Below are 26,015 nucleotides of genomic sequence, written 5' to 3'. Positions count from 1 at the left end.
TTGTTGAAAGTAGCACACGTGACTTCAGTTCACTCTAGATACGACATACGCATTTTTAGAAAAGAATGCAGAACGTTGGCAGCAAATGGATATGATGTATTTTTAGTTGTAGCAGATGGAAAAGGTGATGAAATTAGTGACGGGGTCAAAATTATAGACGCCGGGCTGCTTCGTGGCCGACTCAACCGTATATTTCGCACAACAAGGAATGTGTTGCGGCGGTCAAAGGAGCTAAATGCTGATATTTATCATCTGCATGATCCGGAGTTGTTGCCAATAGGATTGAAATTGAAGAAACAAGGTAAGGTCGTCATATTTGACTCACATGAAGACGTTCCTAAGCAACTGCTGAGCAAACCTTATCTTTCACCGACCATTCGTCGTTTGGTTTCTGTTGCTTTTTCTTTTTTTGAACGTTTCGCATGTCCCAAATTAGACGGGATTCTTACTGCAACGCCATTTATTCGTGACAAGTTTTTTGCTATTAATCCCAATACGCTGGATATCAACAACTTTCCCATGATTGGCGAACTGGATGCAGACGTACCTTGGGACCAAAAGAAGAATGAAATCTGTTATGTCGGCGGCATCACCTCCATTCGCGGAATCCGAGAGGTCGTGACCGCCTTGAAGTATGTTAAGAGTGATGTTCGTCTGAATTTGGTTGGTGGATTTTCGGAACCTGGTCTGGAGGCTGAGAGCAAGCAGTTGGAAGGTTGGTCATTTGTTAATCAATGTGGTCAGCTAGGGCGTGCGGAGGTTCGGGAGGTTTTGGGAAGGTCGATCGCAGGCTTAGTAACCTTTCATCCATTGCCAAATCACGTAGATGCACAGCCAAACAAAATGTTTGAATATATGTCCTCGGGCATTCCGGTGATTGCATCAAATTTTCCTCTGTGGCGCGAGATTATAGAAGGAAACGACTGTGGTATTTGCGTTGATCCTTTAGATTCTAAAGCTATTGCTGAGTGCATAGATTACTTACTGGGCAACCCTGATCGTGCCAAGCAAATGGGCTTAAATGGTCAAAAGGCGGTGTTTGCACATTACAACTGGGATGTCGAAGGCCGTAAGCTGCTTAACTACTACTCTGATTTAAAGAAATCGAAGGGGCTGGTATGAAAATTTTCACTATAATTGGCGCTCGCCCGCAGTTCATCAAAGCCAGCGTTGTCTCTATGGCCATCGCTCAAAAGAAGGGTCTGACGGAAACCATCATACATACGGGTCAGCACTTTGATTCCAATATGTCTGATATTTTTTTTGATCAACTCGGGATACCTAGGCCTGATCACCAGTTAGATATACATGGCGGTTCGCACGGAGAAATGACGGGTCGTATGATGATAGAAATCGAACAAGTTATGCTCAGAGAGAAGCCTGATCGCGTATTGGTTTATGGGGATACAAATTCAACCTTGGCTGGCGCTTTAGTTGCAGCGAAGTTACATGTTCCTGTAGCGCATATCGAGGCAGGTTTGCGTAGTTATAATATGCGGATGCCCGAAGAGATAAATCGGATTGTTACTGATCAGGTGAGTGATATTCTTTTTTGTCCAACCCAGACAGCGGTGGATAATTTGCAGCGCGAGGGGTTCTCCCAAAAGCCTGTAGAAATATTAAACGTTGGCGACGTAATGCAGGATAGCGCATTATTTTTCGCCAAAAGGGCGGTCGCTCCAAAAGGTCTCGATCAAGCCCAAGGTTTTGTTCTTGCTACGTTGCATCGAGCAGAAAATACTGACGACCTCCAGCGATTGGGGGCGATCGTCAATGCGTTGAATGAAATACATCAATCAATAGCTCCTGTGGTTATGCCGCTGCATCCCCGCACACGTAGTGCGCTTGCCAGCGCGGGGTTGAAACTAGATGTCAATGTCATTGAGCCAGTCGGATATTTAGAGATGATTTGGCTTCTTCAAAGAGCTGGCTTGGTGTTAACCGATAGCGGTGGAGTGCAAAAAGAAGCGTTTTTCTTCAACAAAGCCTGCGTAACAGTCCGTGATCAAACCGAGTGGGTTGAGCTAGTCACCTTGGGCGCCAACGTGCTGGTGGGTGCCCAGAGTCGATCGATAGTTAACGCTGTGACTAATAACCTTAACAGAGCTGTTAACGACAGTGACCAGTTGTATGGGGGAGGACAGGCTGCCGTCCGTATAGCTGACCATCTTTTGAGGAGCTAAATATTATTTAACGTGTTTTTAAAGGATTATGATGAAAATTTGGTATATACATCCATACGCGGGTGGTCCGGGAGTTGGACGGTACTGGCGGCCATACTATTTCTCCAAATATTGGAATAGAGCTGGTTGTCAGTCTTTAGTTATCTCAGCCGCTTATCACCATCTTTTAGAGCCCGATGAATATCGGCATGCCCCCCTTGAGAGAGACGGTGCTAAGTATGTGTATGTACCAACGACTAGATATCGAAAGAACGGTTTTAAACGAACTCTTTCGATGCTGGTTTTTTCGTGTTTGTTGTTTCCGTTCTGCTTTCTGCAGGCCTACAGAACAGGAAAGCCTGACGTTATTATATACTCTTCGCCTCACCCTTTCGGTGTGCCGAGTGCTTGGTTGGCAGCAAAAATTTTTCGTGCCAAGTTTGTCTTTGAAGTGAGAGATATTTGGCCGCTCAGTTTAGTGGAGCTTGGTGGTTTGCGACCCGATAGTCTACTAGTGCGGATAACGGGTTGGATTGAAAAATTTGCATATAAACAAGCAGATAAGGTCATCAGTTTATTACCTTGTGCCGATAAACATATGATGGAAAGGGGGTTGGATCCGCAAAAATTTCTTTGGGTGCCTAATGGTGTCGATATAGAGGAAGTTAACCTGAAGACTCCGGAAGGTGGGCAGTTGCTACGGGATGCACGGCGCTATAAGGAAGAAGGTTATTTTATTCTTGTTTATGCAGGGGCGCACGGTGAGCCTAATGCCTTAGAGGGGCTTGTTCGTGCCGCTAAAATTCTTGAAGCAAAAAAACTTAAAATAAAAATTCTCCTGATTGGGAAGGGAGAACGAAAAGAAGAGCTGAAGAATTTCGTTGTGTTGAATGCTTTGAATTCGGTGGAGTTTTTTGAACAGCAGCCCAAAGAAGTGGTCCTGTCTGCTCTGAGTATTGCGACGGCTGGCTATATTTCTTTAAAAGGACAACCGATATTTAGGTTTGGGATAAGCCCGAATAAGTTATGGGATTATATGCTCTCCGGTTTGCCTATTATTTTTGCATGTAAAGCCGGAAATGACCCGGTCGAGGATTATAGTTGTGGTTTTAGCGCTGACCCTGAAGACGCAGAGGATATCGCAAGGACTATTTCGAAACTCTATGAGACTTCCGAAGCTGAAAGGGTTTTGATGGGGCGTCGAGGCCATGAGGCCGTTATGTCTTTTTATGCCTATGAAAAGCTTTCTTTGACTGTCACGAAGGCACTAGAGGCGGGTCCACATGCCAAATCCTGATCCGCGCAGATCAACGGTCCTGATTACTGGTGCTGGCGGCTTCGTCGGCAGCATGCTATGTAGAAAATTGGGCACTGAGTCTTACGACGTACGTGCGGTGGTGCGGAACAGAACTAAGGAATTTAGTCAAACTTTGGGCGTCATTTACATAGAGAGTGATTTGCTTACTGAGCGCTCATTGGTGGATCTTTGCTCAGGTGTTGACTGTGTTGTACATTTAGCTGGTCGAGCACACGTCCTTCGTGAAAAAAAAGTAGATCCATTGGATGCCTTCCGCCAAGTTAATTCCGAACTGACATTGCGCTTAGCTAGGCAAGCAGCGTTGTCGGGTGTGCGGCGGTTTATTTTTATCAGCTCCATTGGTGTCAATGGAAATAAAACTGAGGAAAGACCTTTTGATGAATCTTCTCAGCCCAATCCGGAAGCGTATTATGCTGTTTCGAAATTTGAAGCGGAACAGCGCCTCATAGAGTTAGCGGCTACTACCAGCATGGAGCTGGTTATTGTTCGGCCACCGTTAATTTTCGGTGTTGACGCCCCTGGTAACTTTGGACGATTGCTAAAAGTTGTTGCTTCCAATTTGCCGTTGCCGTTGTCGAATATAAATAATTTGCGCAGTCTCGTCTCTGTTCAAGACGTTGTTTCTTTTATAGAGCTTGCGATTCACCATCCATCGGCTGCCGGAGAACTTTTCCTGCTATCTAACGGCGACGATGTCTCTACGACACAGATCGTCAGATCTCTCGCTTGCGGCATGGGAAAAAAGAATTTCTTTTTCTTTCTACCGAGCAGACTTCTTGAAGTTGGAGCTGCAATCGTTGGGAAAACGGGAATGTACACCCAGCTTTTTGGTTCTCTGCAGATTGATTCTTCCAAAGCCCAGCGTACCCTTGGATGGCGACCGACAGCGAAAACCTGTTCAGAGTTAGAAGAAGTCGGTCGGTTATACGCCGACAGAAATTCAAAGGCTTAATGTGAGTTATCAATGATAAATTCATGGCTATTATTTTATTTTTTCGTTTTTGTCGTCTCACTTCTGTTTACCGGTATTTTACGTCGTTACGCGTTATCGCGAAGCTTGATCGATATCCCCAACGCGCGTAGCTCGCATTCGGTACCTACTCCACGTGGTGGTGGAGTAGCGATTGTCATAAGCTTCTTATTAACTGTAGTGTTTTTAGGTACCAATAGCTGGATTAGTTGGCCTTTCACTTTTGTATTACTTGGTTCAGGCACTGGCATCGCGCTCTTGGGCTTTCTTGATGATCATGGTCATATCCCGGCACGTTGGCGGTTGTTGGGGCATTTTTTTGCCGCGATATGGGCGCTGTACTTTTTGGGTGGTATGCCGCCATTAGTTTTATTCAATGTGGATATTAATTTAGGATTTTTGGGGCACATCCTCGCCGTTTTTTATCTCATTTGGATGCTGAATCTTTACAATTTCATGGACGGTATTGACGGTATTGCAAGCGTGGAGGCTGTTTGTGCTTGTCTTGGGGCTTGCCTGTTGTATTGGCTGGCGGGCTTCCACAGCTTGATTATCGTTCCCTTCACGCTGGCGATGTCAGTAATGGGGTTCTTGTATTGGAATTTCCCTCCGGCTCGAATATTCATGGGGGACGCAGGAAGTGGTTTTCTTGGGATCGTTTTGGGAGTGCTTTCGCTGCAGGCCGCGTGGTTTGCCCCTAAGCTGCTTTGGGTGTGGCTGATCCTTCTAGGCGTTTTTATCGTCGATGCCACCGTTACGCTGATACGGCGTCTATTGCGAGGTGACAAGGTGTATGAGGCTCATCGCAGCCATGCTTATCAATTCGCTTCGCGCCACTACGGAAGTCATCTGCCGGTGACCTTAGTGGTGATGGCTATAAACCTATTTTGGCTTCTGCCTCTGGCAGCGTGTGTTGTGTTATGGGATGTTGACGGGGCGTTAGCTCTGATAGTGGCTTACGTACCGCTGGTGCTGCTGGCGGTCAGGTTTCATGCCGGTGAACTCGAAAGGACGTGATTCAGACTACAATTCGAGTTTTTATTGTCGATTGTTAAATACTAGATCTCCGTACAGTCGGGATGGATTAGCTTTTGGAGCAGGCCAAGGTGCGTGAAGGGTTTATGGATAAATTAAGAGTAGCTCTGCTGGGGTTGCCAAGACGCCACAAGCGTGCTCTCCAAGTAGCTACGGATGTAGTTTTGGTTTGGGCGGCCTTATGGCTGGCGTTCGTCGTACGGTTGGGCGTCGAAGCTTTGGCCAGTCCGATCGAAACGCATCTTTGGCTCTTTGCCTCCGCTCCGCTGATTGCCATCCCGATTTTCATCCGCTTTGGCATGTATCGCGCGGTCATGCGTTATTTCGGCAACGATGCGCTGATTACCATCTGCAAGGCTGTCAGCCTTTCAGCCTTGCTGCTGGCTCTTGTGGTGTATTGGTACAGCAATCATAAGACCGTAGTGCCTCGCTCTATCATTTTTAACTACTGGTGGCTGAGCCTGATTATGATTGGCGGGTTGCGCCTGGTGATGCGGCAGTATTTTCTGGGGGACTGGTTTACCGCAGCCCAACATGTACCGTTTACCAGTCGTGATGATGGCCTGCCCAAGGTCGCTATTTATGGTGCCGGAGCCGCAGGTAACCAACTTGTTGCGGCATTGCGCATGGGGCGAGTGATGCGGCCGGTCGCGTTCATCGACGATGACAGGAGCATCGCCGATAGAGTCATTGCCGGGCTGCAGGTCTATCAACCTAAACACATTCAAAAAATGATCGATACAACCGGCGCGCAAGAGATTTTGCTTGCCGTTCCGTCCTCGTCTCGAGGACGCCGTCGGGAGATATTGACGCTGCTCGAAGGTTTTCCGCTGCATGTACGTAGTGTCCCCGGATTCATGGACTTGGCCAGTGGTCGGGTAAAGGTCGACGACATCCAGGAAGTCGATATCGCCGATCTCCTTGGGCGTGATCCGGTCCCTGCACAGGCTGATTTGCTTGAGCATTGTGTCTCGGGGCAGTCGGTTTTAGTGACAGGGGCGGGAGGTTCGATCGGCTCCGAACTTTGCAGGCAGATCCTCGCGCTCAAGCCAACTACGTTGCTGTTATTCGAACATAGCGAATTCAATCTCTATAGCATTTTGTCCGAACTTGAGCCTCGAATCGCTCGTGAGTCGCTGTCGGTTCGATTATTACCTATCCTCGGGTCGGTGCGGGATCAGGAGAAATTGCTGGACGTGATGAAGACATGGAATGTCGACACGGTCTATCACGCCGCCGCTTATAAGCATGTGCCGATGGTGGAGCATAATATTGCTGAAGGCGTTCTAAATAATGTGGTCGGGACGCTGAACACTGCGCAGGCGGCGCTTCAGGCAGGTGTATCGAATTTTGTACTGATTTCGACGGACAAGGCTGTGCGTCCAACCAATGTGATGGGCAGCACCAAGCGCCTTGCTGAGCTGACCCTGCAAGCGCTTAGCCGTGAACTGGCGCCTGTGCTGTTCGGCGATAAGGCTAATGTATCTCGCGTCAATAAGACCCGTTTTACGATGGTCCGTTTCGGCAATGTATTGGGATCGTCCGGTTCGGTTATCCCACTGTTCCATAAGCAGATCAAATCAGGTGGACCGCTAACCGTCACCCATCCCAAGATCACACGTTACTTCATGACTATCCCAGAGGCCGCTCAGCTTGTCATTCAGGCGGGCTCTATGGGGCTGGGTGGGGATGTGTTTGTTTTGGACATGGGCGAGCCGGTGAAAATTGTCGAGCTGGCGGAAAAAATGATTCACTTGTCCGGCTTGAGCGTTCGTTCGGAGAAGAATCCTCACGGTGATATCTCAATCGAATTCACAGGCCTGCGCCCTGGCGAGAAACTTTACGAAGAGTTGCTGATTGGCGATAACGTCGTCGCAACCCCCCATCCGATGATCATGAGTGCCAACGAGGATCATCTGCCGTGGGATGTGCTTAAGGCTAAGTTGGCTGAACTGCTGGCGGCCATCGAGCATGATGACTACGCGAGAGTTCGTCAGTTGCTGCGTGACACTGTCAGTGGGTACGCCCCTGACGGGGAGATTGTCGACTGGATCTACCAGCAACGTCGTCTTGAGCCTTGACATTGGAGTTAAATTAAGTGTGCATGCCCGGCCTGATTTAGGTTCGGGTTTGATTAAGTTGTAACAGATTCTAATTGCTCCGTTTTATGTTCATAAAGCCTGGTTTCGAAATAAAGGCAAGCAAGAACAGGGAACTCATTGTTACTTCTCCCCCCGCCCGCATGAACTATTCATTAAAAGCTACCAAGTGATCTGGGAAGCTTTGCTCTCAATTTATTTCCAAATCCCGTCTGCCATGATGCGATAAGTAACTACCGTCCCTACCGCGACCATGGATGCAGTTCGTGGAGCGGAAACTTGGGTACATGCGTAAGCGTTCGGGCAATACACGCTGCTCACCAGTTTTATATTTTGATCAAGGTGACGTGCTCGCCGAATTTAAACTTACTATGCCCCTGAAGAATCATACCGTTTGACAAACCGACGCTCGTCGACCGCGTAACCTTGCTGCTGATAAAAAGTGTGAGCCTGTATTCGGTGGTCACTGCTAGTCACCTCAGCCCGGACGCAAAGTTGCTCTGTAAAAAACGCGTCAGCAGCGGAAACTAGCATTGCCCCTACTCCTTGTCCTCGGAAGTCATCATCAATGACAAGGGAGGTAATGCGTCCGAGCCTACCCGGCTGATGAAACAGTTCAAGTACGTGTAAACTTATGACACCGATAATGTTTTTACCGTCTTGTGCCAGCAGCACGGTATCGCGAGCGCTAAATTCTAACGCCTCAAGCTTATCTCGGATTAGCTTTGGCGAGGCTTGGTAGCCTAACTGGCCCAGGAGTTTGGACACCGATTCTGCATCGGTTAGTAAGGCTTTTCGAACTTTCATATTGTTCTCAACTGGGTATTGCACAGGCTTGCCCACCATTTGTATTCGACTTGCCCTGTCGTTTGCATCGGACTTAACCAGCACACTTGGTGACTTAGACCGGCAGAAAGCGACCCAAAGCCGTCAGTCGACCTGAGGGCATAGGTTAGATGATTTGAACCAGAGGACTGCGGAGTCGACATGAACATGCTTCTGCTTTTGAGGCAGGAAGGGCGTATCAAGCGTGCCCAACGCTATCGAGACCCAGTCGGCAAACTTACCTTCAGATCGTGACCAGAACAGAGTCGAACCGCAGTCCATGCAGAACTCGCGTAATACCGTCTCTGACGAAGCATAGGTTTTGATGCTGGTGGAACCGCGAAGTATTCGAAGCGCGCTACGCGGAATGCTGCCGTACGAAGCGAATGCTGCCCCGTGACCTTTGCGACACTGGCTGCAATGACAATGACTCACTGCTTTTGGTGAGACGAGTAGCTCGTAACTGACGGCAGCGCATAAGCAGCTTCCTTGGTATACCTGTGTCATAGGCTGTTCCGTGCAGGTGAGAAGCGCCAGCGTAACCGTCCCAGTCCAATCAGTCGACCGACCGCTATTGGCCGATTTCGTTGAAGATGCGAAGAGATGGGCAAGTGCAACGCAAATGCTTGGTCAAGAGGAGTGCAATTCCCCACCTGTAGTGACACACCTTTTGGCCACTACGTCTGTCGCCAGTGATCGGGTAACAATCGACCAATTTCACTCGACCGCTGCGTCGGAAGGCGAGTGAGGACGTCCTTCAGGTAGGCATACGGATCATGCCCATTCATGCGCGCAGACTGGATCAAACTCATGATCGCCGCCGCCCGTTTTCCACTGCGAAGCGAGCCGGCAAACAACCAGTTTGAGCGTCCAAGCGCCCATGGTCGGATCTGGTTCTCCACCTGATTGTTGTCGATGGGCACGGCCCCATCTTCGAGGTAGCGCGTGAGCGCTGCCCAGCGTTTAAGGCTGTAATCCAGGGCCTTGGCCGTTGCTGAGCCATTGGGCACAAGATCGCGCTGGGTCAGCATCCAGTCCTGCAGCGTTTTGATGATTGGAGCTGCCTTGTCCTGGCGTATTCGCCAGCGATCCTCATCGCTCATGTCCCGAGCTTGACGTTCGACTTCGTACAAGCCGCCAATCGAGCACAGCACTTGTTCAGCCAGTTGGCTTTTGTTCGCCACGTGCAGATCGAAGAACTTGCGGCGGGCGTGGGCCATGCAGCCAATTTCGGTGATGCCTTTCTCGAAACCGGCTTTGTAGCCAGCGAAATCGTCGCATACCAGCTTGCCGTTCCACTGCCCAAGGAAGTTGCGCGCATGCTCGCCTGCACGGCTGGGACTGAAGTCATAAACCACAGCTTTGAGAGCCGAAAACGGCGTGGTGCAGTAGGCCCAGACGTAAGCGCGGTGAGTTTTCTTCTCGCCTGGCGCAAGCATCTGAACCGGAGTCTCATCGGCGTGGATCACGCCCTGGGCCAACACTTGTTCACGCAGCGCATCGACCAGGGGCTGAAGCTGCACGCCAGTTTGGCCCACCCACTGCGCCAGTGTCGAACGCGGGATAGCCAGACCGGCACGACCGAAGATCTTCTCCTGCCGGTACAGCGGTAAATGGTCGGCGAACTTCGCCACCATCACATGGGCCAACAGGCCTGCGGTCGGGATGCCCTTGTCGATCACTTGGGCCGGTACAGGCGCCTGGATCAGTGTTTCGCACTGGCGGCAGGCCCATTTTCCACGCACATGCTGCTCGACGGTGAACACGCCGGGTGTGTAATCGAGCTTCTCGCTGACGTCTTCGCCAATGCGCTGAAGTTGGCAGCCGCAGACGCACTGGGTGTTTTCTGGCTCGTGACGGATCACTGTACGTGGGAACTGCGGTGGCAGTGGTGCACGCTTGGGCTTCTGACGTGGCTCGGCCGGTGCGGCCGGCGGATTGGCTGCCTTCAGCTCGGCTTCGATAGCTGCGATATCGGTATCGAGCAGATCGTCGAGCAGACTGCCTTGGTCGGGGCTCAGTTGCTCGCTGCGCTTGGCGAACTTGTGTCGCTTAAGGATGGCGATCTCGTGAGCAAGTTGCTCGTTGACCGTTTCAAGGCGTTGGATCCTCTGGCCCATTGCGTCGACCTGGGACAGTAACTGCATAGCTTGTTCAGCTAAGGCGCGAAGCTGTTCCGGTGTCATCTGGTCGAGGTTGGGCGAGGAATTCATGCCGCTGATTGTGCCAGAGCAGGCGATCAGCGGCGATAAACCGATGGGCTAATGGCAGGTGCTAAAGCACTGTGATCGCGCCGCCCGCGCCAACTCGTTGCCAAGGCACCCCTAACACCAAGGCCTGAAGTTGCTCGCTGTCGAGTTCGACTTCCGAGCCGTACCGAGTACCTGGCCAGTGAAACTTGCCCTGATTCAGCCTTCGCGCCGCAAGCCAGATACCCACGCCGTCATGCACCAGAACTTTCATCCGATTGGCACGGCGATTGGCAAAGAGATAAGCACAGTGCGGCTTCGCCGCACCGAACACAGCAATGACCCGGGCTAACGCGGTCTCGGTACCGGCACGCATGTCCATCGGTTCAGTGGCAAGCCAGATGGCGTCGATGCGAATCATCGCAACAGGTCTCGCAGAAAGGTGGCACAGGCGGCAGCGCTTTCAGCCGGCCAGTTCACTTTGACGGTGCCACGCGGGTGCTGGATTTCAACGCAGATGCTCGATGACGCCGCTTGCGAATGCCCTCCGGCTAGCTGCAAGGGCAGCGGAATGAAAGCAGGTTGCAGCGCCATGGCTTTGTTCGTTTGCACTCGAATCCATTTATGGACGAGGTTCGCGTTGAGGTTGTGGTGCTGCGCGACGCTAGCAATCGAAGCGCCGGGCTGGGCGCACTCTTGGACAACCTGGGCCTTGAAGGATTTGGAATAGGAACGGCGTTGTGGCTGCATGGAAAGACCCGCTAAAAAGGCTAGAAATGGTGTCCACTTAAATTGATCTGACCCCGAATTGTTGGACATCAACATCCAGGGGTGTCATGAAAAAGTACACAGAGCAGGCGTAATTGTCGGTTGTTGAAGATTACTGTTCGGGGAGCGCAGGTCACAGAGAGGTCGCGCATCGTCACGGGGTCAATGCCTCTTCGCTTCGAAAGTGGATTGCGGCATATCAGGCGCTTGGTGCCGCAGGCCTCAAAAGTAAGAGAAAGAAGAACTACAGCCCTGAGTTCAAGCTGAATGTATTGCGGCGCATGCGAGAGGAAGAGCTGTCCTATCGCCAAGTCGCTGCCCTGTTTGATATCCGGAAATCCGACATCATTGGCGAATGGGAGCGCAGGTATGATGAAGGCGGTTTGGAGGCCTTGTCCCGGCAGCCAGGAAGCGGACTTCACAAAAAAATGACAAACCCCATCCCGTCCATTCAGCTTGAATCTTCGGACGATGAAGCTCGTACGCGTGATGATTTGCTGGCCGAATTGAGCCAGTTGCGGATGGAAATTGCTTATTTAAAAAAGCTCGATGCCTTGGTTCAAGCGAAGGAACGAGCAGCGCAGCGGAAAAAGCGCAAATCGTGATTGAACTGAGGCAGGAGCACCCTCTGGAAGGCCTTCTGAAATTGGCTGGCCTGGCCCGTAGCACTTTTTACTATCAACAAAAGGTGCAGCAATCCGTTGATAAATACGCGGAGCTGAAGTCCAGAATTTGCTCAATTTTCGACGAGCACAAGGGCCGATATGGCTATCGCCGTATCACTGCTGCCGTTCGGCGAGCTGGCCACCTCGTGAACCACAAGACTGTTCAGCGCCTCATGGGCGAGCTTCAGTTGAAAAGCCGTGTGCGCATAAAAAAATACCGGGCCTACAGAGGCGAAGAGGGTCAGGTAGCGCCGAACCTGCTGAAACGGAAGTTCGATGCCAAACGACCGAACCAGAAATGGGTAACCGATGTGACGGAGTTTCGGGTCGGGGGGCAGAAGCTTTATCTCTCGCCGATCCTTGACCTCTATAACGGCGAAATAATCGCCTTCAAGACCGCGAGGCGCCCGCTGTTCGACATGGTTGGTGCGATGCTACGGCAAGCTTTTGAGAGGCTGCGGCCACGCGATAAACCAATCTTGCATTCCGACCAGGGATGGCAGTACCGGATGCCTATCTACCGCCGCGTGCTGAACGAGCGTGCGGTAAAACCAAGCATGTCCCGCAAAGGAAATTGCTATGACAATGCGGCTATGGAAAGCTTTTTTGGCACGTTGAAATCCGAGTTCTTTTACCTGAACAAATTCAACAGTCTCGATGAGCTTGAAGCAGGTATAGAGGACTACATACACTACTACAATCATTCGCGAATCAGGCTGAAGCTAAGTGGCCTGAGCCCTGTGGAATACAGGACTCAAGCACGGCGGGCATAGAAGGCGTCCAACATTTCGGGGTCAGATCAAATTAGGTGGACACCATCGCCTTTGGCGTCGGGGTTAGGAAGGTGTGTTGCCCAGACGCTTACGTACATGCAGCGCTGGCAAAAAAAAAAAGCAGCCCTGCGACGCTAGCTGCTTTTATTTAAGTGTTTGTCCCGTCCTGAATAAGGTTTACACCTTCTGATCTGCTTTTCAGGAGGACGTAATGGAATAAGTAAAAAGGCGTAGTCAGCGAGACTACACGCTGACCTTTAAATTGTCGGTCGTCGATCAGGTCGAAAAAGGCGAGCTGAGTTATAAAGAGGCTCAGGAGCGCTACGGGATTCAAGGCAAAACGACCGTTCTGACGTGGTTACGCAAGCACGGTCGGCAGGATTGGAGCCCAGGCGCATACATTGGCTCGCCGAGGATGGGGTCTATGCCCGACAAAAACCGACCATTAACGCCAGAGCAACGCATCAAAGAGCTTGAAGAGCAGTTGGCGCTGTCCAATCAGAAAGCGCAGTTTTTCGAGGCGGTCGTGGATGTCTTGAAAAATGACTACGGTCTCTCTGTCGTAAAAAAGCGTCCCGGCAAGTCCTCGCCCAAAAACGAATCCAAAACCTGAGCATCAGCAGGGCTTGCCAGTTCATGGGGATAAGCCGCCAGGCTTACTACAAACGCAATCGCGCCGATGCGGCGCGTCTCGCTCTGGATCAGAAAGTTGCCGATTTCGTTCAGCAAAAACATCAGCGGCAACCACGTTTGGGCGCCCGAAAGCTGCATTACTTGCTGCAGTGCCAACCTCAGCTTGAGCTGCAAGTGGGTCGAGATCGCCTGTTTTCGATTCTGCGTGAACGGCGTTTATTGGTAGCCCGCAAGCGGGCGTATCACAAGACAACCGACAGCCATCACCGCTTTCGGCGTCATCCAAACCTGCTCAAACCCGGCCCTAATCAAGTTATTCCCAGCGGCCCGGAACAAGTCTGGGTGGCTGACATCACCTATCTGCCCACTCAGGAAGGTGTGGCCTACTTGAGCCTTGTGACGGATGCTTTTTCACGAAAGATCGTGGGCTATCACGTCCATGAAAGCCTACACACCAAGTCGGTCGCGCAGGCGCTGCGCCGAGCGGTGAAATACCGTCGAACGGAGCAGCCGCTGGTGCATCACTCAGATAGAGGCAGTATTGCTCGGGAATATATCAGGAGTTGCATGCGAAGCACGGCATCAGGTGCTCGATGACTGATGGCTATGACTGCTACCAAAACGCCTTGGCAGAGCGGGTCAACGGGATATTGAAGACAGAGCTTTTGCTCCAGCGGCCACAGGATTTAACGCAGGCGAAGAAGATGGTCAGTGAGTCGGTATCGATCTACAACCGCGAGCGTCCACACCTGTCTCTGAAATACAAAACGCCCGATGCGATGCATCGGGCGTTGGGGTGAAATAGGTGTAAACCTATTTCAGGACTAGACAGTTTCACTGTTGAGGAAAATATGCCGCTTCATTGCGCTTAAGAAATAACTCCAGATTAGCTGTGTTTCGGATCACTGAAGCTTCTTTTATTTTGATCTCAAAGTCCTTGCTGTTGGGTTTGGTGTAGATGCGCAGCATTATTTTTGAAATGCGTTCTTCAAGCTCTGCGCCTTTGTCAAAGCCAAGCTTGTTAAGTACAACAATGTTGTCTTTGCCAGCTTTTAAAATCGGATAATAGCTTGATGCGCGTTTCCCATTCGCGCCATCAAGAACAATACCAAGTTGTGAGTCTTCAGTTGAATGGATGACGAGGGCTATCTTTTCAGACGCAGACACGTCACGATTTATATCCATTGTAATCCTTGCCTCTCCAGTAGTTGCAGCTTCCCCCTTCGCTGGGGTGATACTGATTTTTTGATCTGGCGTAAGCATGCCCTGCATTGTGACAACGGGAATCAAGTCGATTTTATCTTCATTTGGATTTTTTATAATCTTGAATTTATCTTGCTTATACATGCTGACTTCCACGTTGCTGTGGATGGAGACAGCACAATGGTCAGGGGTAGTTTTTACTGGCAAACGAAGAACCATACGTTCTGGAAGTGGCTTTTTACTATAGACATCTCGATTGGTTTGAGACACCGTTTGGTTTCCAACCTTGCAGGACACCGTTACGGGATAGGTATCCGTCCAATATGCATTCGGAGCGCCCATCATTGAGAATTGAACTTGCAGGCCTTTTGTTGTTTTTACCAAGTAAAGTGGATAGGCATTTTTGAAAATGGCAATGCGGCGTTGTTCTGGCTCTTTGTAGACAGCGTCACCCGTTAGTGCTGTCATTGCTCTGAATTGAGCCGTTTCAATGATGTTGTAGTGCGTAGGATTGATAACACGCGGTACTAGTTGATACCACGTCCAGCTGCCTGTAGCGTTGTAATACTCAGGAAGTCGGTTGATAGTACCTTGTCTTGCGCATTTGTATGCCTCTTTCAGATCTTTATCGCCAGAGGCGTCGGCCAGCATGAACAATGCTTGAAGCCCCCAAAGATGGCCATTTAATACATGGTATTCCTTGTCACGAGTTATTCCCTTCCATGAATATTCGGAAATCCAGCAGTTCTCACCGTCGCGCCATAGAACGCCGCCTTCAGTTGGCGGGCGAAGCATCAGTTTCGCACTCTTGAGTGCAGCATCGCGATAGCGTTCGTCACCCGTAGCCTGCCAACCGGCGAACAATGTCATCGGACCGAAGAACCCATCCATGCCAGACCACCAAGGGGCTTTGATGCCTCGGTCGTAGTCGAAGCCATAAAACCAACGCGTGCCTTCGCTTTCACGAGTTGCTGGCTGATATTCGTCAAGCATGAAGTTCAGGGCTCTCTTTGCGCTTTTCAATGCATCTGGATCGCCGGTTTTTTCGTAAATCGTCAACAATCGGAACGCTAGGAAGAAGGGGCGCAGAGGATCTTTCTTGGAAGCAGTTTTCTGAAGGCCTTCCTCGTTGAATGTAACAGGATCCATCCATGACCATTGAAAAGGGGCTAGTTCAACGTCCGAGCCAGCCGCCAACCTTTTCTGCACGTTCTCTGAAGCATGTAACGGGCTTGAAAGTGCTAGGAGGGTGATCAAAAAAACAGGCGTTTTCATAGTTAGGTATTCCATCCATTTTTTTTAGCGGCGAGCATGGTATCCCACAAGCCGAATTCAGACCGAAAATATTTGGCAAGCTGGTCCGTAAAGATAATTTTGAGGCCCTGTTGGCTAAAGTGTCAATGTGCGCTAAGTGGTTGAGTTGCTGATCGCCACGAGTATTTTTTCTTGAGCTTCATTATTGGTTTTTCGAAAAATACGTAACTTAATGGTGCGACTATAAATGTCAGCCAGACACCGACGTCAACACTCGGTGGAAATGGCGCTCCGGATCTATATGGGCCGTTGCCAGTGAAAACACCTTGCCACACATATAGCCCATAACTAATAATGCCAAGGCTGGCCAGTGGCTTAAACTCCAATAATTTAACTAATGTTGAATTCTGATTGTAGAATACATACAGAACTAAAGCGCAGATGGATGTTAGCCAGATTACGTCGGAATTGATGAATGCTGGTGCAGCAGCGCCAGAAAGTATAGCTATAAGCAATATGTTCGATGTGGGCTTTTTAGTCATGGTTGTCTTAATTGTTTCGGTGTTGCAGATAAAAGCTAATAGGCATCCAGCTAAAATTGGCAGCATAGCGGGGAAGGTCCATCTGTTCATATAATACAATGTGCTGTCTGGATACAGGGATGTTCCAAAAATTACGCAGCTTGTTGCAATGGCCAGTGCCACTAATGCCGCAATTCGTTTCCCCAAGCAAAAAATCAATGGCCAGAACAGATAAAAATGTTCTTCAACAGATAAAGACCAGAAGTGTGACATTGCTGAGTAGGCGCATTCTTTTGGATAGAAATTTATTGTGTATGTGAGTGCGTAAGCAAAAGAGCAAGTTGGAATTCTGGCCTTTCCTGTGTAGTCTATATACGCAAGGAAGAGAATCGCCAAATAGTAGAGAGGAAAAATCCGTAGTGCTCGGCGTTTTATAAACGCGATAATATCTATTTTGCCAGTTGCTTCTTTCTCTTTTATGAGAAGGTAGGTAATTAAAAATCCTGATAAAACAAAAAATACACTAACCCCTGTCTGTGCACTTAGAGCGGAACGTAGTGCACTGCTTGTAATTCCAAGCGCCTGCCATGCCTCGGCATGGGACATGATTACTAATAGGACAGAGATGGCTCGAAGCCCGTCAAGTCCTTTGATTTTACCAAGCATTGATCACCCCAAGGTTTTGAAAGCGCGGAGATTCTACCTGATTTGGGGCAAATGCTGTCCAAAACTATTGCCCGATGCGCTCCGAGTTCCGCTATTTGTTAGGTTCTGTACGCAATCAGCCGAAACTATTTGCAATGCACGCACGTCCAGATTCAGTAAAGTACGCATCAAAGGCAAGACCCCAGATGGCCAGACGGTACGAACTCCCCGATGCAGTTTTTGATTTGGTACGGGTATCTTCGATGAGCCTCGCCTTAGCGGGCGCCCAAGAACAGAGGAGCGATTGGTACTCGATGGCATCCTGTGGGGTGCTTTTTTTAGCGCTGCCTGGCGCGACATGCCCGAGCGCTTCGGCCCATGGTTGTCAACACCGGTTGAAAACTGACCCACCCTACCGAAGTAAAACTGACCCACCCCGGCGGTATTTAAAGTCTGTTTATAGCTTCGGCGAAGCCGTCTCTCGCGGTACCACCTGGCCAGATTTCAACTTGTCCTTCAACCGGTAACTTTGCCCGCTGACCTGAACGATATGCGCATGATGCAGAAGCCGATCCAATAGCGCGGCGGTCAGTGTCGAGTCATCCGCAAAGGTCGTTGCCCACTGGCTAAACGGCAAATTGCTGGTCAGCACGATGCTGCCATGTTCGTAGCGTTTGGCGATGACGTTGAAGAACAGATTTGCTTCGTCACGGCCAAAAGGCAGGTAGCCTATTTCATCGATCACCAGCAATTTCGAGCGCTGCACCACTCGACTGAAATACTGAGCCAAGCGCCCCTGGTGATGTGCGGCGACCAGTTGCAATGTCAGATCGGCGGCGGTGATGAACTTTGTCGAGATGCCCGCCATGATCGCCCGGTGAGCTAGCGCGCTGGCCAAGTGCGTTTTGCCAACGCCGGACGGCCCCAGCACCACGTTTTCCTTACGCTCGATAAAGGCCAGTCCGGCCAGTTCAAGGATCTGACTTTGCGGCGCTCCGCTGGCGAATTTGAAGTCGTATTGCTCAACGGTTTTTACAGCCGGCAGCCCGGACAAGTGCAGCAGTGTCTGTCGTCGCCGTTCGTTTCTGGCGCGATCTTCACCCAACAGAAGTTGTTCCAGGAAGTCGGCGTAACTCGTTTCTTTTTCGGCTGCTCGCTGCGCCAGAGCGGGCCAGTCCGTGGCGAAGGTATCGAGTTTGAACTGTTGGCAGAGCGCTTCAATGCGCAGGTGTTGAAGACTCATGCTCGCACCTCAAGCAGGGCTTGGTAGACCGACAGTGGATGTTGCAGGCTCTCCACCGGTATGGGCTGAATGGCTTGTATCAGAGCGCTCGGAACGTCTTGAAGCGCTGGCAGCGGCAGCAAATAGTGCACCTCTTTATCCAGGCGATACTGAGGGATTTCACCGGTCGTAGCGTGAGTTCGGGCATTGGCGATATCGATCAGCCAAGGGCCGATTTTGCTGTTCGCGACTTCGACATCCAGCACCAAACCGACCTGATTAAGTGTCGCTGCCAGCGGCACGACGAAACTGTTTTTCAGGTAGTGGTTGAAGCGCTCAACCTTGCCCTTGGTTTGCGCTCGATAGGGCCGGCAGACCTTTGGCGTAAAGCCATAGCGTTCTGCCAAGCTCAACAGAGCCGGGTTCCAACGGTGCTCGCCGGGGCCATAGACATCGCGCTCTTGGATGATGGTCTTGGCGTTGTCGAACAACACTTTGCGTGGCGTGCCGCCGAAGAAATGCAGGGCTTTTTCAATGCCAGCGCACCAGGCTGCGGAGTCTTCCCGTCGCGAGAAAACAACGTAAGTGGCGCGACTCCAACCCAGCGTTGCGACAAATGCCAACAGCGGATCGCGGCCACGTCGAATGATCGTGAAATCCGCCTGCATCTGTTCGCCAGGCTCTGTTTCAAAGCGCACAACGGGCTCGTTGGCCTTGGATTTCAAGGTCAGCAGAAAGCTGGTGAGGATGGAGTAACCGCCCGTATAGCCCTGTTCTCGGATCTCTCTGAGCAGAACAATCGCAGGGATCCAGTGTGGCCGAGCGGTATCTACGCGCTGACGCAGGAAGGCCTCGAAAGGCGCAAGCTTGCCCACGCGCTCCGCGCGCGGGCCGTAGACGACGGGTTGGCGCTGGGCTTGTAATTTGAGGTGGCGTCGAATGGTATTGCGTGAGCAGCCCATCTGCCGAGCGATAGCTCGAATAGACAAACCCTGACGAACAAGAACACTGATTTCCACGTGTTGCTCCTTGGACAGCATGGGCAGCTCGCAAAAGCTGCATTTTGCCCAAGTGGGTCAGTTTTCAACCGGTAGGGTGGGTCAGTTTTGCATCGGTACTGACACATGGTCTAGGGTTAATCAACATTTTTGTGACTGGCGCAAACATGGAACGTTTGACCTGATGTTCAAGCGTCGTCACATCCAAGACGGGCCGTGCGGATATCGACTAACTAATCATGGTTAACATGCTGTAAGGCATCGAGGGTGAACGCAAAGACGTCTTGGACGATTGGCGTGCGGTCGGGCGTCAAGAAAAGAGCTGGCCTCTGTTTGCATCTGAAGAATTGGCTGGAGAAAACTTATCCGCAGGTCACATCACAATGTGCCTTGGGCGAGGCCGCGCGTGATTTGGCCACTAACCGGAGGCGGCTGGAGCGGTACATTACGGCTGTTTTTTACTGCGTGACGTACTATAGCGCTTGCCGTAGGCTGCTTCGATTGAAGACCTCGAAGCGCCGCTTTATGTGGACTCACGATGAATTCCTGCTTTCTATTACGCGTTCTGTAACATTCAGAGCTTTGACAACCCACCTCCATCACCTAAGTTTGAGAAGCAGCTTCGGAAAAGCTGCTTCTCTCTTAACGATTTCATGGAGCGTCATTTATGCGTACAGGCTACTTCTACTCTTTGATTTTTGCCCTTCTGACCAGCGCCTCGATTGCTGCTATCGCCGCCCCAGCGGCCAAGCATGAGTCGGTCGCTGCGCCGCAAGCAGTGGGGCAGCCAGCCAAAACCCAGGGCGCGAAGGTCGATTTGAACGGGGCGGATGCCACGACGTTGCAGCGCGAGCTATCGGGAATAGGCAAAGGCAAGGCCGAGGCGATTGTTGCGTATCGTGAGGATAATGGGCCGTTCTCTTCGGTGGAGGAGCTGCTGGAGGTCAAGGGGATCGGCAAGGCGATTCTCGACAGGAACCGTGAAAAGCTGGAAGTGAATTGAGTATGTGATTGAAGGAGGCCGGTCGAATCGACCGGCATTTTTGCCATCTGGTGCATGCAAATTCCGGAGTCTTCTCCGTCGTTGGCACAAATAATGATTACCTACAGCCAACCGATTGTTCAACAATCAAAGGCCTCCCTCCCATGACCAAAACACTCTCCCTCGCCGACCAGATCACCCTGGAGCTACGCGCCGACATCATCGGTGGTCGCCTGTTCCCAGGCATGGCGCTAATAGAGAACAACCTGGTCTCTGCCTACAACGCTTCGCGCAACACCATTCGCGAAGCGTTACATCGCCTGGGCCAGGAAGGCCTGACCCGTTACCTACGTAACAAAGGAGTAATGGTCCGCAGGTTAGGTGTCGATGACGTGCGAGATCTGTTCAAGGTCCGTCGCGCCTTGGAGCTTCAAGCCATCCTGGGCAGCCAACCATTACGTGAGTATCAATCCGACCGGATGCTCGAAGCCCTCGAGGCGGCGGATTTGGCTCGGGAGCGTGAGGATTGGCGTTCGGTCGGTACCCATGGCCTGGCGTTCCATCAGCACATCGTTGGTTTGATGCGCAGTCCGTTGCTGGATGAGTTCTTCACTAATGTGGTCGCACAGCTGCGCCTGGTGTTTAGCTCCGCACCCAATGAGGCGCGTTTCCAGGCACCGTTGCTGGCCCGTGACCGGCACATCCATGATTCGCTGGCTGAAGGCGACAAGCTTGCGGCCCACGAAGCGATAAGTCGTTACCTTGACGATTCCGAGCAACTGCTTTTGCAGCTGCTGACTCCCACCCATCACCCCTGATCAAGGACCCACCCCATGCACAAAAACTACCCAGCAGCCTACCAAGTCAGCAAAGGCTCAGCCCTGCAGGTGGACAAACCCTTCTACGACCGCATCCGCACCCAGCAGGACAAGCGCACCCTGATCGAACAGTTCGAGGTCCCCATCCGCACCGGTCGCGCTTGGAACGTACCCGCCGGTCATGTGTTTCGCGTTACAACTCCGGTAGGCCCGCAGGTAGGGGACTTCAACGTCTGGAATGCCCACGATCCGCGGGAGCGCCTGTGGGCGGCGCGTACGCGTCAGCTCCAGGGCGCCCACGTCAGCACTCATGACCGGTTGTGGTCGAACCTGCCGTTTTTGCGGCCGTTGGTGACCATTACCGATGACAGTCTGGCTGATTATGGTATCGACGAGCATGGTGGACGGTTGCACGATCTGCTGGGCACGCGCTGTGATCCGTACGTGAACAGGATGCTGACCGGCGAGGATTTTCACCATCACTGCCACTCGAACCTGACCCGTGCGGTATTACCCCATGGCCTGACCGAGTTCGATGTGCACGATGTGCTGAATATTTTCCAATGTACTGGGCTCAATCATGACGACATGTACTTCATGAAGGCCTGTCCGGCGAAGAAGGGCGATTATTTGGAGTTTTTTGCCGAGATCGATTTGCTGTGTGCCTTGTCCACTTGCCCCGGCGGCGATTTGTCGCTGGCGATGTGGGGGCCGGATGCGCAGGATCCCCTCAGTGTCTGTCGTCCGTTGGGGGTGGAGATTTATCGGTTGGAGGATTCATTGCTGGAAGGCTGGAGCCAGCCTGAGCGGGCGGCGTACAAGGGGTTGCATGGCTTGCAGATTGCCAAGGCGGATTGGGAGAAGTAGCGCGGCGCTGGCCGTCTATGTGCAGGCCGTTGTGGCGAGGGGATTTAGCGAAACGTCGCACCGCCCCGCTGGGCTGCGCAGCAGCCCCAATTCACCCAATCCCGCGTGTCAGGGAAATGGTGTTTTGAAGGGGCCGCTACGCGGCCCAGCGGGGATAAATCCCCTCGCCACAAACTCACCACCAAAGTGTTGGGCAAGTCAGCAATCAACGATCCTTGGCCTCCTTCGCATCCATCTCGGCATTGCGCTCGGCAACACGCTTGCGCTGTTCATCCGTCAGTTCGACCTTGTTGGCGGTGTCGCGCAGCATCATCAAGCCACCCACGATCGAGCCGATTGCGACAATCAGAATTAACCAGGCGTACCAGGGCATAGGGTTCTCCTTGAGGGGGCGATGGATGACGAAGATTTCGCCTGTCCATCGCACCTACCACTTATGAGCGAAGGTTGTTCGCAGTGGTTCCATACTACGCCCGTTCTGCCGGGTTCACCTCAAAGCCCGGTGAGCATCGCATCGGCCGGGGCATCGGCGCGCAGTTGCGCCGTTAGCATGAAGTACAGGAAGCCTACCGCCATGAAACCGAGGAAGATCAGCCCGATCAGCGCGTTGAACCAGGCCATCGCCACCAGGCACACCACTGCCAGTACCAGGGCGATACCCGGGATGATCGGATAGCCCGGCGCGCGGAAGGTGCGTTCCAGGTTGGGTTCGGTTTTACGCAGTTTGAACAGGCTGAGCATGCTCATGATGTACATGACGATGGCGCCGAATACGGCCATGGTGATCATCGCTGCGGTGAGGGTCATGCCGCCGAGGTTGATCAGGCCGTCGCTGTAGATCGCCGCGATGCCGATCAGGCCGCCGGCGATGATGGCCCGGTGCGGGGTCCGGAAGCGTGACAGTTTGGCGAGTGAGGCGGGCAGGTAGCCGGCGCGGGCGAGGGCGAAGAACTGGCGCGAGTAGCCGAGGATGATGCCGTGGAAGCTTGCCACCAGGCCGAATAGGCCGATCCACACGAGCATGTGCAGCCAGCCGGAGCTTTCGCCGACCACGGTTTTCATGGCTTGGGGCAGCGGGTCGTTGATGTTGGACAGGGTGCGCCAGTCGCCCACACCTCCGGCGAAGAACATTACGCCCATGGCCAGGAATACCAGGGTCAGGATGCCGCTGATGTAGGCCTTGGGAATTGTGCGTTTCGGGTCCTTGGCTTCTTCGGCGGCCATGGCCGCGCCTTCGATGGCCAGGAAAAACCAGATGGCGAAGGGGATTGCGGCGAACATCCCGGCAATGGCCGGCGCGCCGAACACATCGGAACCGGCCCAGCCGTTCAAGGCGAAGCTGCTGAAGCTGAACGCCGGGGCGACTACACCCATGAACACCAGCAGTTCGGCCACCGCCAGCACACAGACGATCAGTTCGAAGGTTGCCGCCAGTTTCACCCCGAGGATGTTCAGGCCCATGAACACGATATAGGCACCGACCGCCGCGTGTTTCGGGTCCAGGGCCGGGAATTGCACGTTCAGGTAGGCGCCGATGGCCAGGGCGATGGCCGGTGGTGCGAAGACGAATTCGATCAGCGTTGCCAGACCGGCGATCAACCCGCCTTTTTCGCCGAATGCCCGGCGGCTGTAGGCGAACGGCCCGCCTGCGTGGGGAATGGCGGTGGTCAGTTCGGTGAAACTGAAGATGAAGCAGGTGTACATGGCCGCGACCATGAATGATGTCACCAGAAAGCCCAGCGTTCCGGCAACGCCCCAGCCGTAGCTCCAGCCGAAGTACTCGCCGGAGATCACCAGCCCGACGGCAATGCCCCATAGATGCAGGGTGCCCAGAGTGGGTTTGAGTTGTGTGTTCATTGGTGGCTCCCCCTCGATCGATAGCAAAAGCGCTGTGGAGGCGCAGTGCAGTGGGCGTGCCAGTGTGGTGGCTGTGGTCGTAAAGGGTGAAATTGTGTCGTATCGGGGATGTTCCGTGCTTGATGTGCCCCTGTTGCGCGCCAGTTAGGGGCATCGTTGGCAGTGATGCCGCCTTCGCGAGCAAGCCCGCTCCCACAGGGATTTGTGGTGTTTATGAAATCTACTGCTCACCGCAAGTCCAGTGTGGGAGCGGGCTTGCTCGCGAAGAGTCCTACCCGGTCACCGCTATAACAACGCCATAAATTCATTCTTTACAGATTTTTTATCCCCCAACCCCTCTCTCGATCTCGTTCCTTTACGCCCTCCCTGCCGACAATCACTCCAGACACGGCATGACGCCGTACGACGGAGAAATCCCATGAGCCTTCTGGACGGGGTGTCGCTGCTGCTGGCAGCGGCGCTGTTCATTTATCTACTGATTGCGCTGTTGCGCGCGGATCGGAACTAGGAGTGGCTATGCACGGTTATGACTACGGGCTGATCCTCGCCTTCTTCGCGCTGGTGCTGATCCCTGCACCGTTTCTTGGGCGTTTCTACTACCGGGTGATGGAAGGCCAGCGCACCTGGCTTTCACCGGTTCTTGGCCCGGTGGAGCGTGGTTGCTATCGCTTGGCCGGCGTCGATCCGGCCGTTGAGCAGAGCTGGCAGAAATACACCCTGGCCTTGCTCGCCTTCAACCTGGCCGGTTTTTCGCTGTTGTTCGCCATTCTGCTGTTACAGGGGCATTTGCCACTCAACCCCGAAAAAGTGCCGGGTATGGAGTGGACCCAGGCATTCAACACGGCGGTGAGCTTCACCACCAATACCAATTGGCAGTCCTACAGCGGTGAAGCGTCGTTGAGTTACCTGAGCCAGATGCTTGGCCTGGCCGTGCAGAACTTTGTCAGCGCCGCCACCGGTCTGGCCGTGCTGGTGGCGCTGTGTCGCGGAATCGGCCGTAAATCCGCTGCAACGCTGGGTAACTTCTGGGTCGACATGACCCGCGCCACCCTCTACGGGCTGTTACCGCTGTGCCTGTTGTTGGCCCTGTTCCTGGTGTGGCAGGGCGTGCCGCAAACCTTCGCGCACTATGTGCATGGGCTGACGATGCAGGGCGCGGATCAAGTGATTCCATTGGGCCCGGCCGCCAGCCAGATCGCGATCAAGCAACTGGGCACCAACGGGGGTGGTTTCTTCGGCGTCAATTCGGCGCACCCGTTCGAGAACCCGACGGCCTGGAGCAACCTGTTCGAAGTCGCCTCGATCATCCTGATTCCCGCCGCGCTGGTGTTCACCTTCGGCCATTACGTCAAGGACCTGCGCCAGAGCCGGGCGATCATCGCCTGCATGCTCGCACTGTTTCTGATCGGCGGTGCCACCTCGTTGTGGGCCGAATCCCAACCCAACCCGGCGCTGCACAACGCTTCGGTGGAGCAGACCGCGCCACTGGAAGGCAAGGAGGCGCGCTTTGGCACCACGGCCACGGTGCTGTGGTCAGTCACCACCACGGCGGCATCCAATGGTTCGGTCAATGGCATGCATGACAGCCTCAATCCTCTGAGCGGCATGGTCTCGCTGGTGAATATGATGGTCGGCGAAGTCATTTTCGGCGGCGTTGGCGCGGGGCTCTACGGGATGCTGCTGAACGTGCTGATCGCGGTGTTCCTGGCTGGATTGATGATTGGCCGTACCCCGGAATACCTGGGCAAGAAGCTTGCTGCCAGAGAAGTGCAACTGCTGGTGGTGACCCTCTTGGTCATGCCGGTGAGTGTGCTGGGGCTGGGGGCGATTGCTGCGAGCCTGCCCGGGCCTGCTGCTGCGGTGAGCAACCCTGGCGCCCACGGCTTCAGCCAGTTGTTGTATGCCTACACCTCGGCGGGTGCGAACAACGGTTCGGCCTTCGCCGGCTTTGGTGCCAATACACCCTTCCACAATCTGATGCTGGGCCTGGGCATGTTGATCGGTCGTTTCGGCTACATCCTGCCGGTACTGGCCTTGGCCGGTAGCCTGGCGCTGAAGAAAACCGCGCCGATCGGCCCGAACAGCTTTCCGACCCACGGCCCGCTGTTCGTCACCTTGCTGACCGTGACCATTCTGTTGGTGGGCGGCCTGACCTTCCTGCCGACCCTGGCCCTGGGGCCGATTGCCGAACACCTGAGCCTGGGTTTCTGA

General features: G+C 52.9%; 24 protein-coding genes and 2 pseudogenes. 15 read left to right on the top strand and 11 right to left on the bottom strand.

Annotated elements, in window-relative coordinates; translation table 11 throughout:
- From PSH57_RS20395 to PSH57_RS20370, 6 genes are all read left to right on the top strand, one after another.
- Positions 1-1,122, top strand: coding sequence for a glycosyltransferase family 4 protein (locus PSH57_RS20395; RefSeq protein ID WP_305385134.1), 1,122 nt, complete (start codon positions 1-3; stop codon positions 1,120-1,122).
- Positions 1,119-2,183, top strand: coding sequence for a non-hydrolyzing UDP-N-acetylglucosamine 2-epimerase (wecB, locus tag PSH57_RS20390; RefSeq protein WP_305385132.1), 1,065 nt, complete (start codon positions 1,119-1,121; stop codon positions 2,181-2,183). The genes PSH57_RS20395 and wecB overlap by 4 nt, the downstream gene beginning before the upstream one ends.
- A gap of 28 nt (positions 2,184-2,211) precedes the next feature.
- The gene (locus PSH57_RS20385; protein WP_340368591.1) at positions 2,212-3,459 is read left to right on the top strand and encodes a glycosyltransferase family 4 protein; all 1,248 of its coding nucleotides are present in this window, start codon (positions 2,212-2,214) and stop codon (positions 3,457-3,459) included.
- The gene (locus PSH57_RS20380) at positions 3,446-4,432 is read left to right on the top strand and encodes an NAD-dependent epimerase/dehydratase family protein (protein WP_305385128.1); all 987 of its coding nucleotides are present in this window, start codon (positions 3,446-3,448) and stop codon (positions 4,430-4,432) included. Before PSH57_RS20385 ends, PSH57_RS20380 begins: the two co-directional genes overlap by 14 nt.
- 12 nt (positions 4,433-4,444) lie before the next feature.
- Positions 4,445-5,467 (top strand): MraY family glycosyltransferase, encoded by a 1,023-nt coding sequence (locus PSH57_RS20375; protein ID WP_305385126.1) that lies wholly within the window; start codon positions 4,445-4,447, stop codon positions 5,465-5,467.
- Between the two features lie 104 nt (positions 5,468-5,571).
- Complete coding sequence (locus PSH57_RS20370) at positions 5,572-7,566, top strand: polysaccharide biosynthesis protein (RefSeq protein ID WP_305390435.1); 1,995 nt, start codon at positions 5,572-5,574, stop codon at positions 7,564-7,566.
- A gap of 387 nt (positions 7,567-7,953) precedes the next feature.
- Here PSH57_RS20370 and PSH57_RS20365 read toward each other — a convergent pair whose 3' ends face one another.
- From PSH57_RS20365 to tnpA, 5 genes are all read right to left on the bottom strand, one after another.
- Positions 7,954-8,391 carry a GNAT family N-acetyltransferase gene (locus tag PSH57_RS20365; protein WP_305385124.1) on the bottom strand — a complete coding sequence of 146 codons (438 nt, stop codon included), beginning with the start codon at positions 8,389-8,391 and terminating at the stop codon, positions 7,954-7,956.
- 123 nt (positions 8,392-8,514) lie between these two features.
- Positions 8,515-8,916 (bottom strand): GFA family protein, encoded by a 402-nt coding sequence (locus PSH57_RS20360; RefSeq protein ID WP_092147704.1) that lies wholly within the window; start codon positions 8,914-8,916, stop codon positions 8,515-8,517.
- Between the two features lie 170 nt (positions 8,917-9,086).
- The gene (gene tnpC, locus PSH57_RS20355) at positions 9,087-10,622 is read right to left on the bottom strand and encodes an IS66 family transposase (RefSeq protein ID WP_305385122.1); all 1,536 of its coding nucleotides are present in this window, start codon (positions 10,620-10,622) and stop codon (positions 9,087-9,089) included.
- A 61-nt stretch (positions 10,623-10,683) separates the two neighbouring features.
- On the bottom strand, positions 10,684-11,019 hold the full coding sequence (tnpB, locus tag PSH57_RS20350) for an IS66 family insertion sequence element accessory protein TnpB (protein ID WP_305385121.1): 336 nt from the start codon (positions 11,017-11,019) through the stop codon (positions 10,684-10,686).
- Complete coding sequence (tnpA, locus tag PSH57_RS20345) at positions 11,016-11,417, bottom strand: IS66-like element accessory protein TnpA (RefSeq protein WP_305385119.1); 402 nt, start codon at positions 11,415-11,417, stop codon at positions 11,016-11,018. Before tnpA ends, tnpB begins: the two co-directional genes overlap by 4 nt.
- A 44-nt stretch (positions 11,418-11,461) precedes the next feature.
- Between tnpA and PSH57_RS20340 the strand changes: the two genes are divergently transcribed.
- Together PSH57_RS20340 and PSH57_RS20335 are read left to right on the top strand one after the other, a co-directional pair.
- Positions 11,462-12,804 (top strand): IS3 family transposase gene (locus PSH57_RS20340; RefSeq protein WP_305385117.1). Its coding sequence is split into 2 segments (ribosomal slippage): positions 11,462-11,903 and positions 11,903-12,804, totalling 1,344 coding nucleotides; the frame shifts between segments, so codons are not numbered across the junction.
- A 250-nt stretch (positions 12,805-13,054) separates the two neighbouring features.
- A pseudogene (locus PSH57_RS20335) lies at positions 13,055-14,237 on the top strand (IS3 family transposase).
- A gap of 34 nt (positions 14,238-14,271) precedes the next feature.
- Here PSH57_RS20335 and PSH57_RS20330 read toward each other — a convergent pair.
- The gene (locus PSH57_RS20330) at positions 14,272-15,915 is read right to left on the bottom strand and encodes a D-glucuronyl C5-epimerase family protein (RefSeq protein WP_305444723.1); all 1,644 of its coding nucleotides are present in this window, start codon (positions 15,913-15,915) and stop codon (positions 14,272-14,274) included.
- A gap of 122 nt (positions 15,916-16,037) precedes the next feature.
- Positions 16,038-17,081, bottom strand: coding sequence for an acyltransferase family protein (locus tag PSH57_RS20325; protein ID WP_305444722.1), 1,044 nt, complete (start codon positions 17,079-17,081; stop codon positions 16,038-16,040).
- A 283-nt stretch (positions 17,082-17,364) separates the two neighbouring features.
- Between PSH57_RS20325 and PSH57_RS29375 the strand changes: the two genes are divergently transcribed.
- Positions 17,365-17,466 carry a transposase gene (locus PSH57_RS29375; protein ID WP_422766047.1) on the top strand — a complete coding sequence of 34 codons (102 nt, stop codon included), beginning with the start codon at positions 17,365-17,367 and terminating at the stop codon, positions 17,464-17,466.
- Between the two features lie 51 nt (positions 17,467-17,517).
- Here the strand turns inward: PSH57_RS29375 and istB are convergent, their stop codons facing one another.
- Positions 17,518-18,303 (bottom strand): IS21-like element helper ATPase IstB, encoded by a 786-nt coding sequence (gene istB, locus PSH57_RS20320; RefSeq protein ID WP_305444720.1) that lies wholly within the window; start codon positions 18,301-18,303, stop codon positions 17,518-17,520.
- Positions 18,300-19,322 (bottom strand): IS21 family transposase, encoded by a 1,023-nt coding sequence (gene istA / locus PSH57_RS20315; RefSeq protein WP_305385343.1) that lies wholly within the window; start codon positions 19,320-19,322, stop codon positions 18,300-18,302. Before istA ends, istB begins: the two co-directional genes overlap by 4 nt.
- A gap of 215 nt (positions 19,323-19,537) precedes the next feature.
- Here istA and PSH57_RS20310 point away from each other — a divergent pair.
- The 4 genes and pseudogenes from PSH57_RS20310 to PSH57_RS20295 all read left to right on the top strand — a co-directional run.
- Positions 19,538-19,740: pseudogene (locus PSH57_RS20310) on the top strand (IS66 family transposase); the annotation flags it as partial.
- A gap of 207 nt (positions 19,741-19,947) precedes the next feature.
- On the top strand, positions 19,948-20,283 hold the full coding sequence (locus PSH57_RS20305) for a ComEA family DNA-binding protein (RefSeq protein WP_305385114.1): 336 nt from the start codon (positions 19,948-19,950) through the stop codon (positions 20,281-20,283).
- A gap of 143 nt (positions 20,284-20,426) precedes the next feature.
- Positions 20,427-21,080 carry a GntR family transcriptional regulator gene (locus tag PSH57_RS20300; protein WP_305385112.1) on the top strand — a complete coding sequence of 218 codons (654 nt, stop codon included), beginning with the start codon at positions 20,427-20,429 and terminating at the stop codon, positions 21,078-21,080.
- 15 nt (positions 21,081-21,095) lie between these two features.
- Positions 21,096-21,947 carry an urea carboxylase-associated family protein gene (locus tag PSH57_RS20295; RefSeq protein ID WP_305385111.1) on the top strand — a complete coding sequence of 284 codons (852 nt, stop codon included), beginning with the start codon at positions 21,096-21,098 and terminating at the stop codon, positions 21,945-21,947.
- 205 nt (positions 21,948-22,152) lie between these two features.
- Here the strand turns inward: PSH57_RS20295 and PSH57_RS20290 are convergent, their stop codons facing one another.
- Together PSH57_RS20290 and eat are read right to left on the bottom strand one after the other, a co-directional pair.
- Positions 22,153-22,320: a DUF2897 family protein gene (locus PSH57_RS20290; RefSeq protein ID WP_003183831.1), complete on the bottom strand. Its 168-nt coding sequence runs from the start codon at positions 22,318-22,320 to the stop codon at positions 22,153-22,155.
- 119 nt (positions 22,321-22,439) lie between these two features.
- Positions 22,440-23,804, bottom strand: coding sequence for an ethanolamine permease (gene eat / locus PSH57_RS20285; RefSeq protein ID WP_305385110.1), 1,365 nt, complete (start codon positions 23,802-23,804; stop codon positions 22,440-22,442).
- Positions 23,805-24,222: 418 nt separating this feature from the next.
- Between eat and kdpF the strand changes: the two genes are divergently transcribed.
- Positions 24,223-24,312 carry a K(+)-transporting ATPase subunit F gene (gene kdpF, locus PSH57_RS20280; RefSeq protein ID WP_047226333.1) on the top strand — a complete coding sequence of 30 codons (90 nt, stop codon included), beginning with the start codon at positions 24,223-24,225 and terminating at the stop codon, positions 24,310-24,312.
- Positions 24,313-24,320: 8 nt separating this feature from the next.
- Positions 24,321-26,015, top strand: coding sequence for a potassium-transporting ATPase subunit KdpA (gene kdpA, locus PSH57_RS20275; protein ID WP_305385109.1), 1,695 nt, complete (start codon positions 24,321-24,323; stop codon positions 26,013-26,015).

Origin of the sequence: Pseudomonas hefeiensis, assembly GCF_030687835.1 — a bacterium.
GTDB lineage: Bacteria > Pseudomonadota > Gammaproteobacteria > Pseudomonadales > Pseudomonadaceae > Aquipseudomonas > Aquipseudomonas hefeiensis.
Note: the sequence above shows the minus strand (reverse complement) of the source record. Positions and strands in the feature narration are given on the sequence as shown.

What these genes read in the sequence shown, in the direction of transcription:
- wecB (WP_305385132.1), top strand. Translation starts at nt 1,119, where the DNA reads ATGAAAATTTTCACTATAATTGGCGCTCGCCCGCAGTTCATCAAAGCC.
- PSH57_RS20385 (WP_340368591.1), top strand. Translation starts at nt 2,212, where the DNA reads ATGATGAAAATTTGGTATATACATCCATACGCGGGTGGTCCGGGAGTT.
- PSH57_RS20380 (WP_305385128.1), top strand. Translation starts at nt 3,446, where the DNA reads ATGCCAAATCCTGATCCGCGCAGATCAACGGTCCTGATTACTGGTGCT.
- PSH57_RS20375 (WP_305385126.1), top strand. Translation starts at nt 4,445, where the DNA reads ATGATAAATTCATGGCTATTATTTTATTTTTTCGTTTTTGTCGTCTCA.
- PSH57_RS20370 (WP_305390435.1), top strand. Translation starts at nt 5,572, where the DNA reads ATGGATAAATTAAGAGTAGCTCTGCTGGGGTTGCCAAGACGCCACAAG.
- PSH57_RS20365 (WP_305385124.1), bottom strand. Translation starts at nt 8,391, where the DNA reads ATGAAAGTTCGAAAAGCCTTACTAACCGATGCAGAATCGGTGTCCAAA.
- PSH57_RS20360 (WP_092147704.1), bottom strand. Translation starts at nt 8,916, where the DNA reads ATGACACAGGTATACCAAGGAAGCTGCTTATGCGCTGCCGTCAGTTAC.
- tnpC (WP_305385122.1), bottom strand. Translation starts at nt 10,622, where the DNA reads ATGAATTCCTCGCCCAACCTCGACCAGATGACACCGGAACAGCTTCGC.
- tnpB (WP_305385121.1), bottom strand. Translation starts at nt 11,019, where the DNA reads ATGATTCGCATCGACGCCATCTGGCTTGCCACTGAACCGATGGACATG.
- tnpA (WP_305385119.1), bottom strand. Translation starts at nt 11,417, where the DNA reads ATGTCCAACAATTCGGGGTCAGATCAATTTAAGTGGACACCATTTCTA.
- PSH57_RS20330 (WP_305444723.1), bottom strand. Translation starts at nt 15,915, where the DNA reads ATGAAAACGCCTGTTTTTTTGATCACCCTCCTAGCACTTTCAAGCCCG.
- PSH57_RS20325 (WP_305444722.1), bottom strand. Translation starts at nt 17,081, where the DNA reads ATGCTTGGTAAAATCAAAGGACTTGACGGGCTTCGAGCCATCTCTGTC.
- istB (WP_305444720.1), bottom strand. Translation starts at nt 18,303, where the DNA reads ATGAGTCTTCAACACCTGCGCATTGAAGCGCTCTGCCAACAGTTCAAA.
- istA (WP_305385343.1), bottom strand. Translation starts at nt 19,322, where the DNA reads ATGCTGTCCAAGGAGCAACACGTGGAAATCAGTGTTCTTGTTCGTCAG.
- PSH57_RS20305 (WP_305385114.1), top strand. Translation starts at nt 19,948, where the DNA reads ATGCGTACAGGCTACTTCTACTCTTTGATTTTTGCCCTTCTGACCAGC.
- PSH57_RS20300 (WP_305385112.1), top strand. Translation starts at nt 20,427, where the DNA reads ATGACCAAAACACTCTCCCTCGCCGACCAGATCACCCTGGAGCTACGC.
- PSH57_RS20295 (WP_305385111.1), top strand. Translation starts at nt 21,096, where the DNA reads ATGCACAAAAACTACCCAGCAGCCTACCAAGTCAGCAAAGGCTCAGCC.
- PSH57_RS20290 (WP_003183831.1), bottom strand. Translation starts at nt 22,320, where the DNA reads ATGCCCTGGTACGCCTGGTTAATTCTGATTGTCGCAATCGGCTCGATC.
- eat (WP_305385110.1), bottom strand. Translation starts at nt 23,804, where the DNA reads ATGAACACACAACTCAAACCCACTCTGGGCACCCTGCATCTATGGGGC.
- kdpF (WP_047226333.1), top strand. Translation starts at nt 24,223, where the DNA reads ATGAGCCTTCTGGACGGGGTGTCGCTGCTGCTGGCAGCGGCGCTGTTC.
- kdpA (WP_305385109.1), top strand. Translation starts at nt 24,321, where the DNA reads ATGCACGGTTATGACTACGGGCTGATCCTCGCCTTCTTCGCGCTGGTG.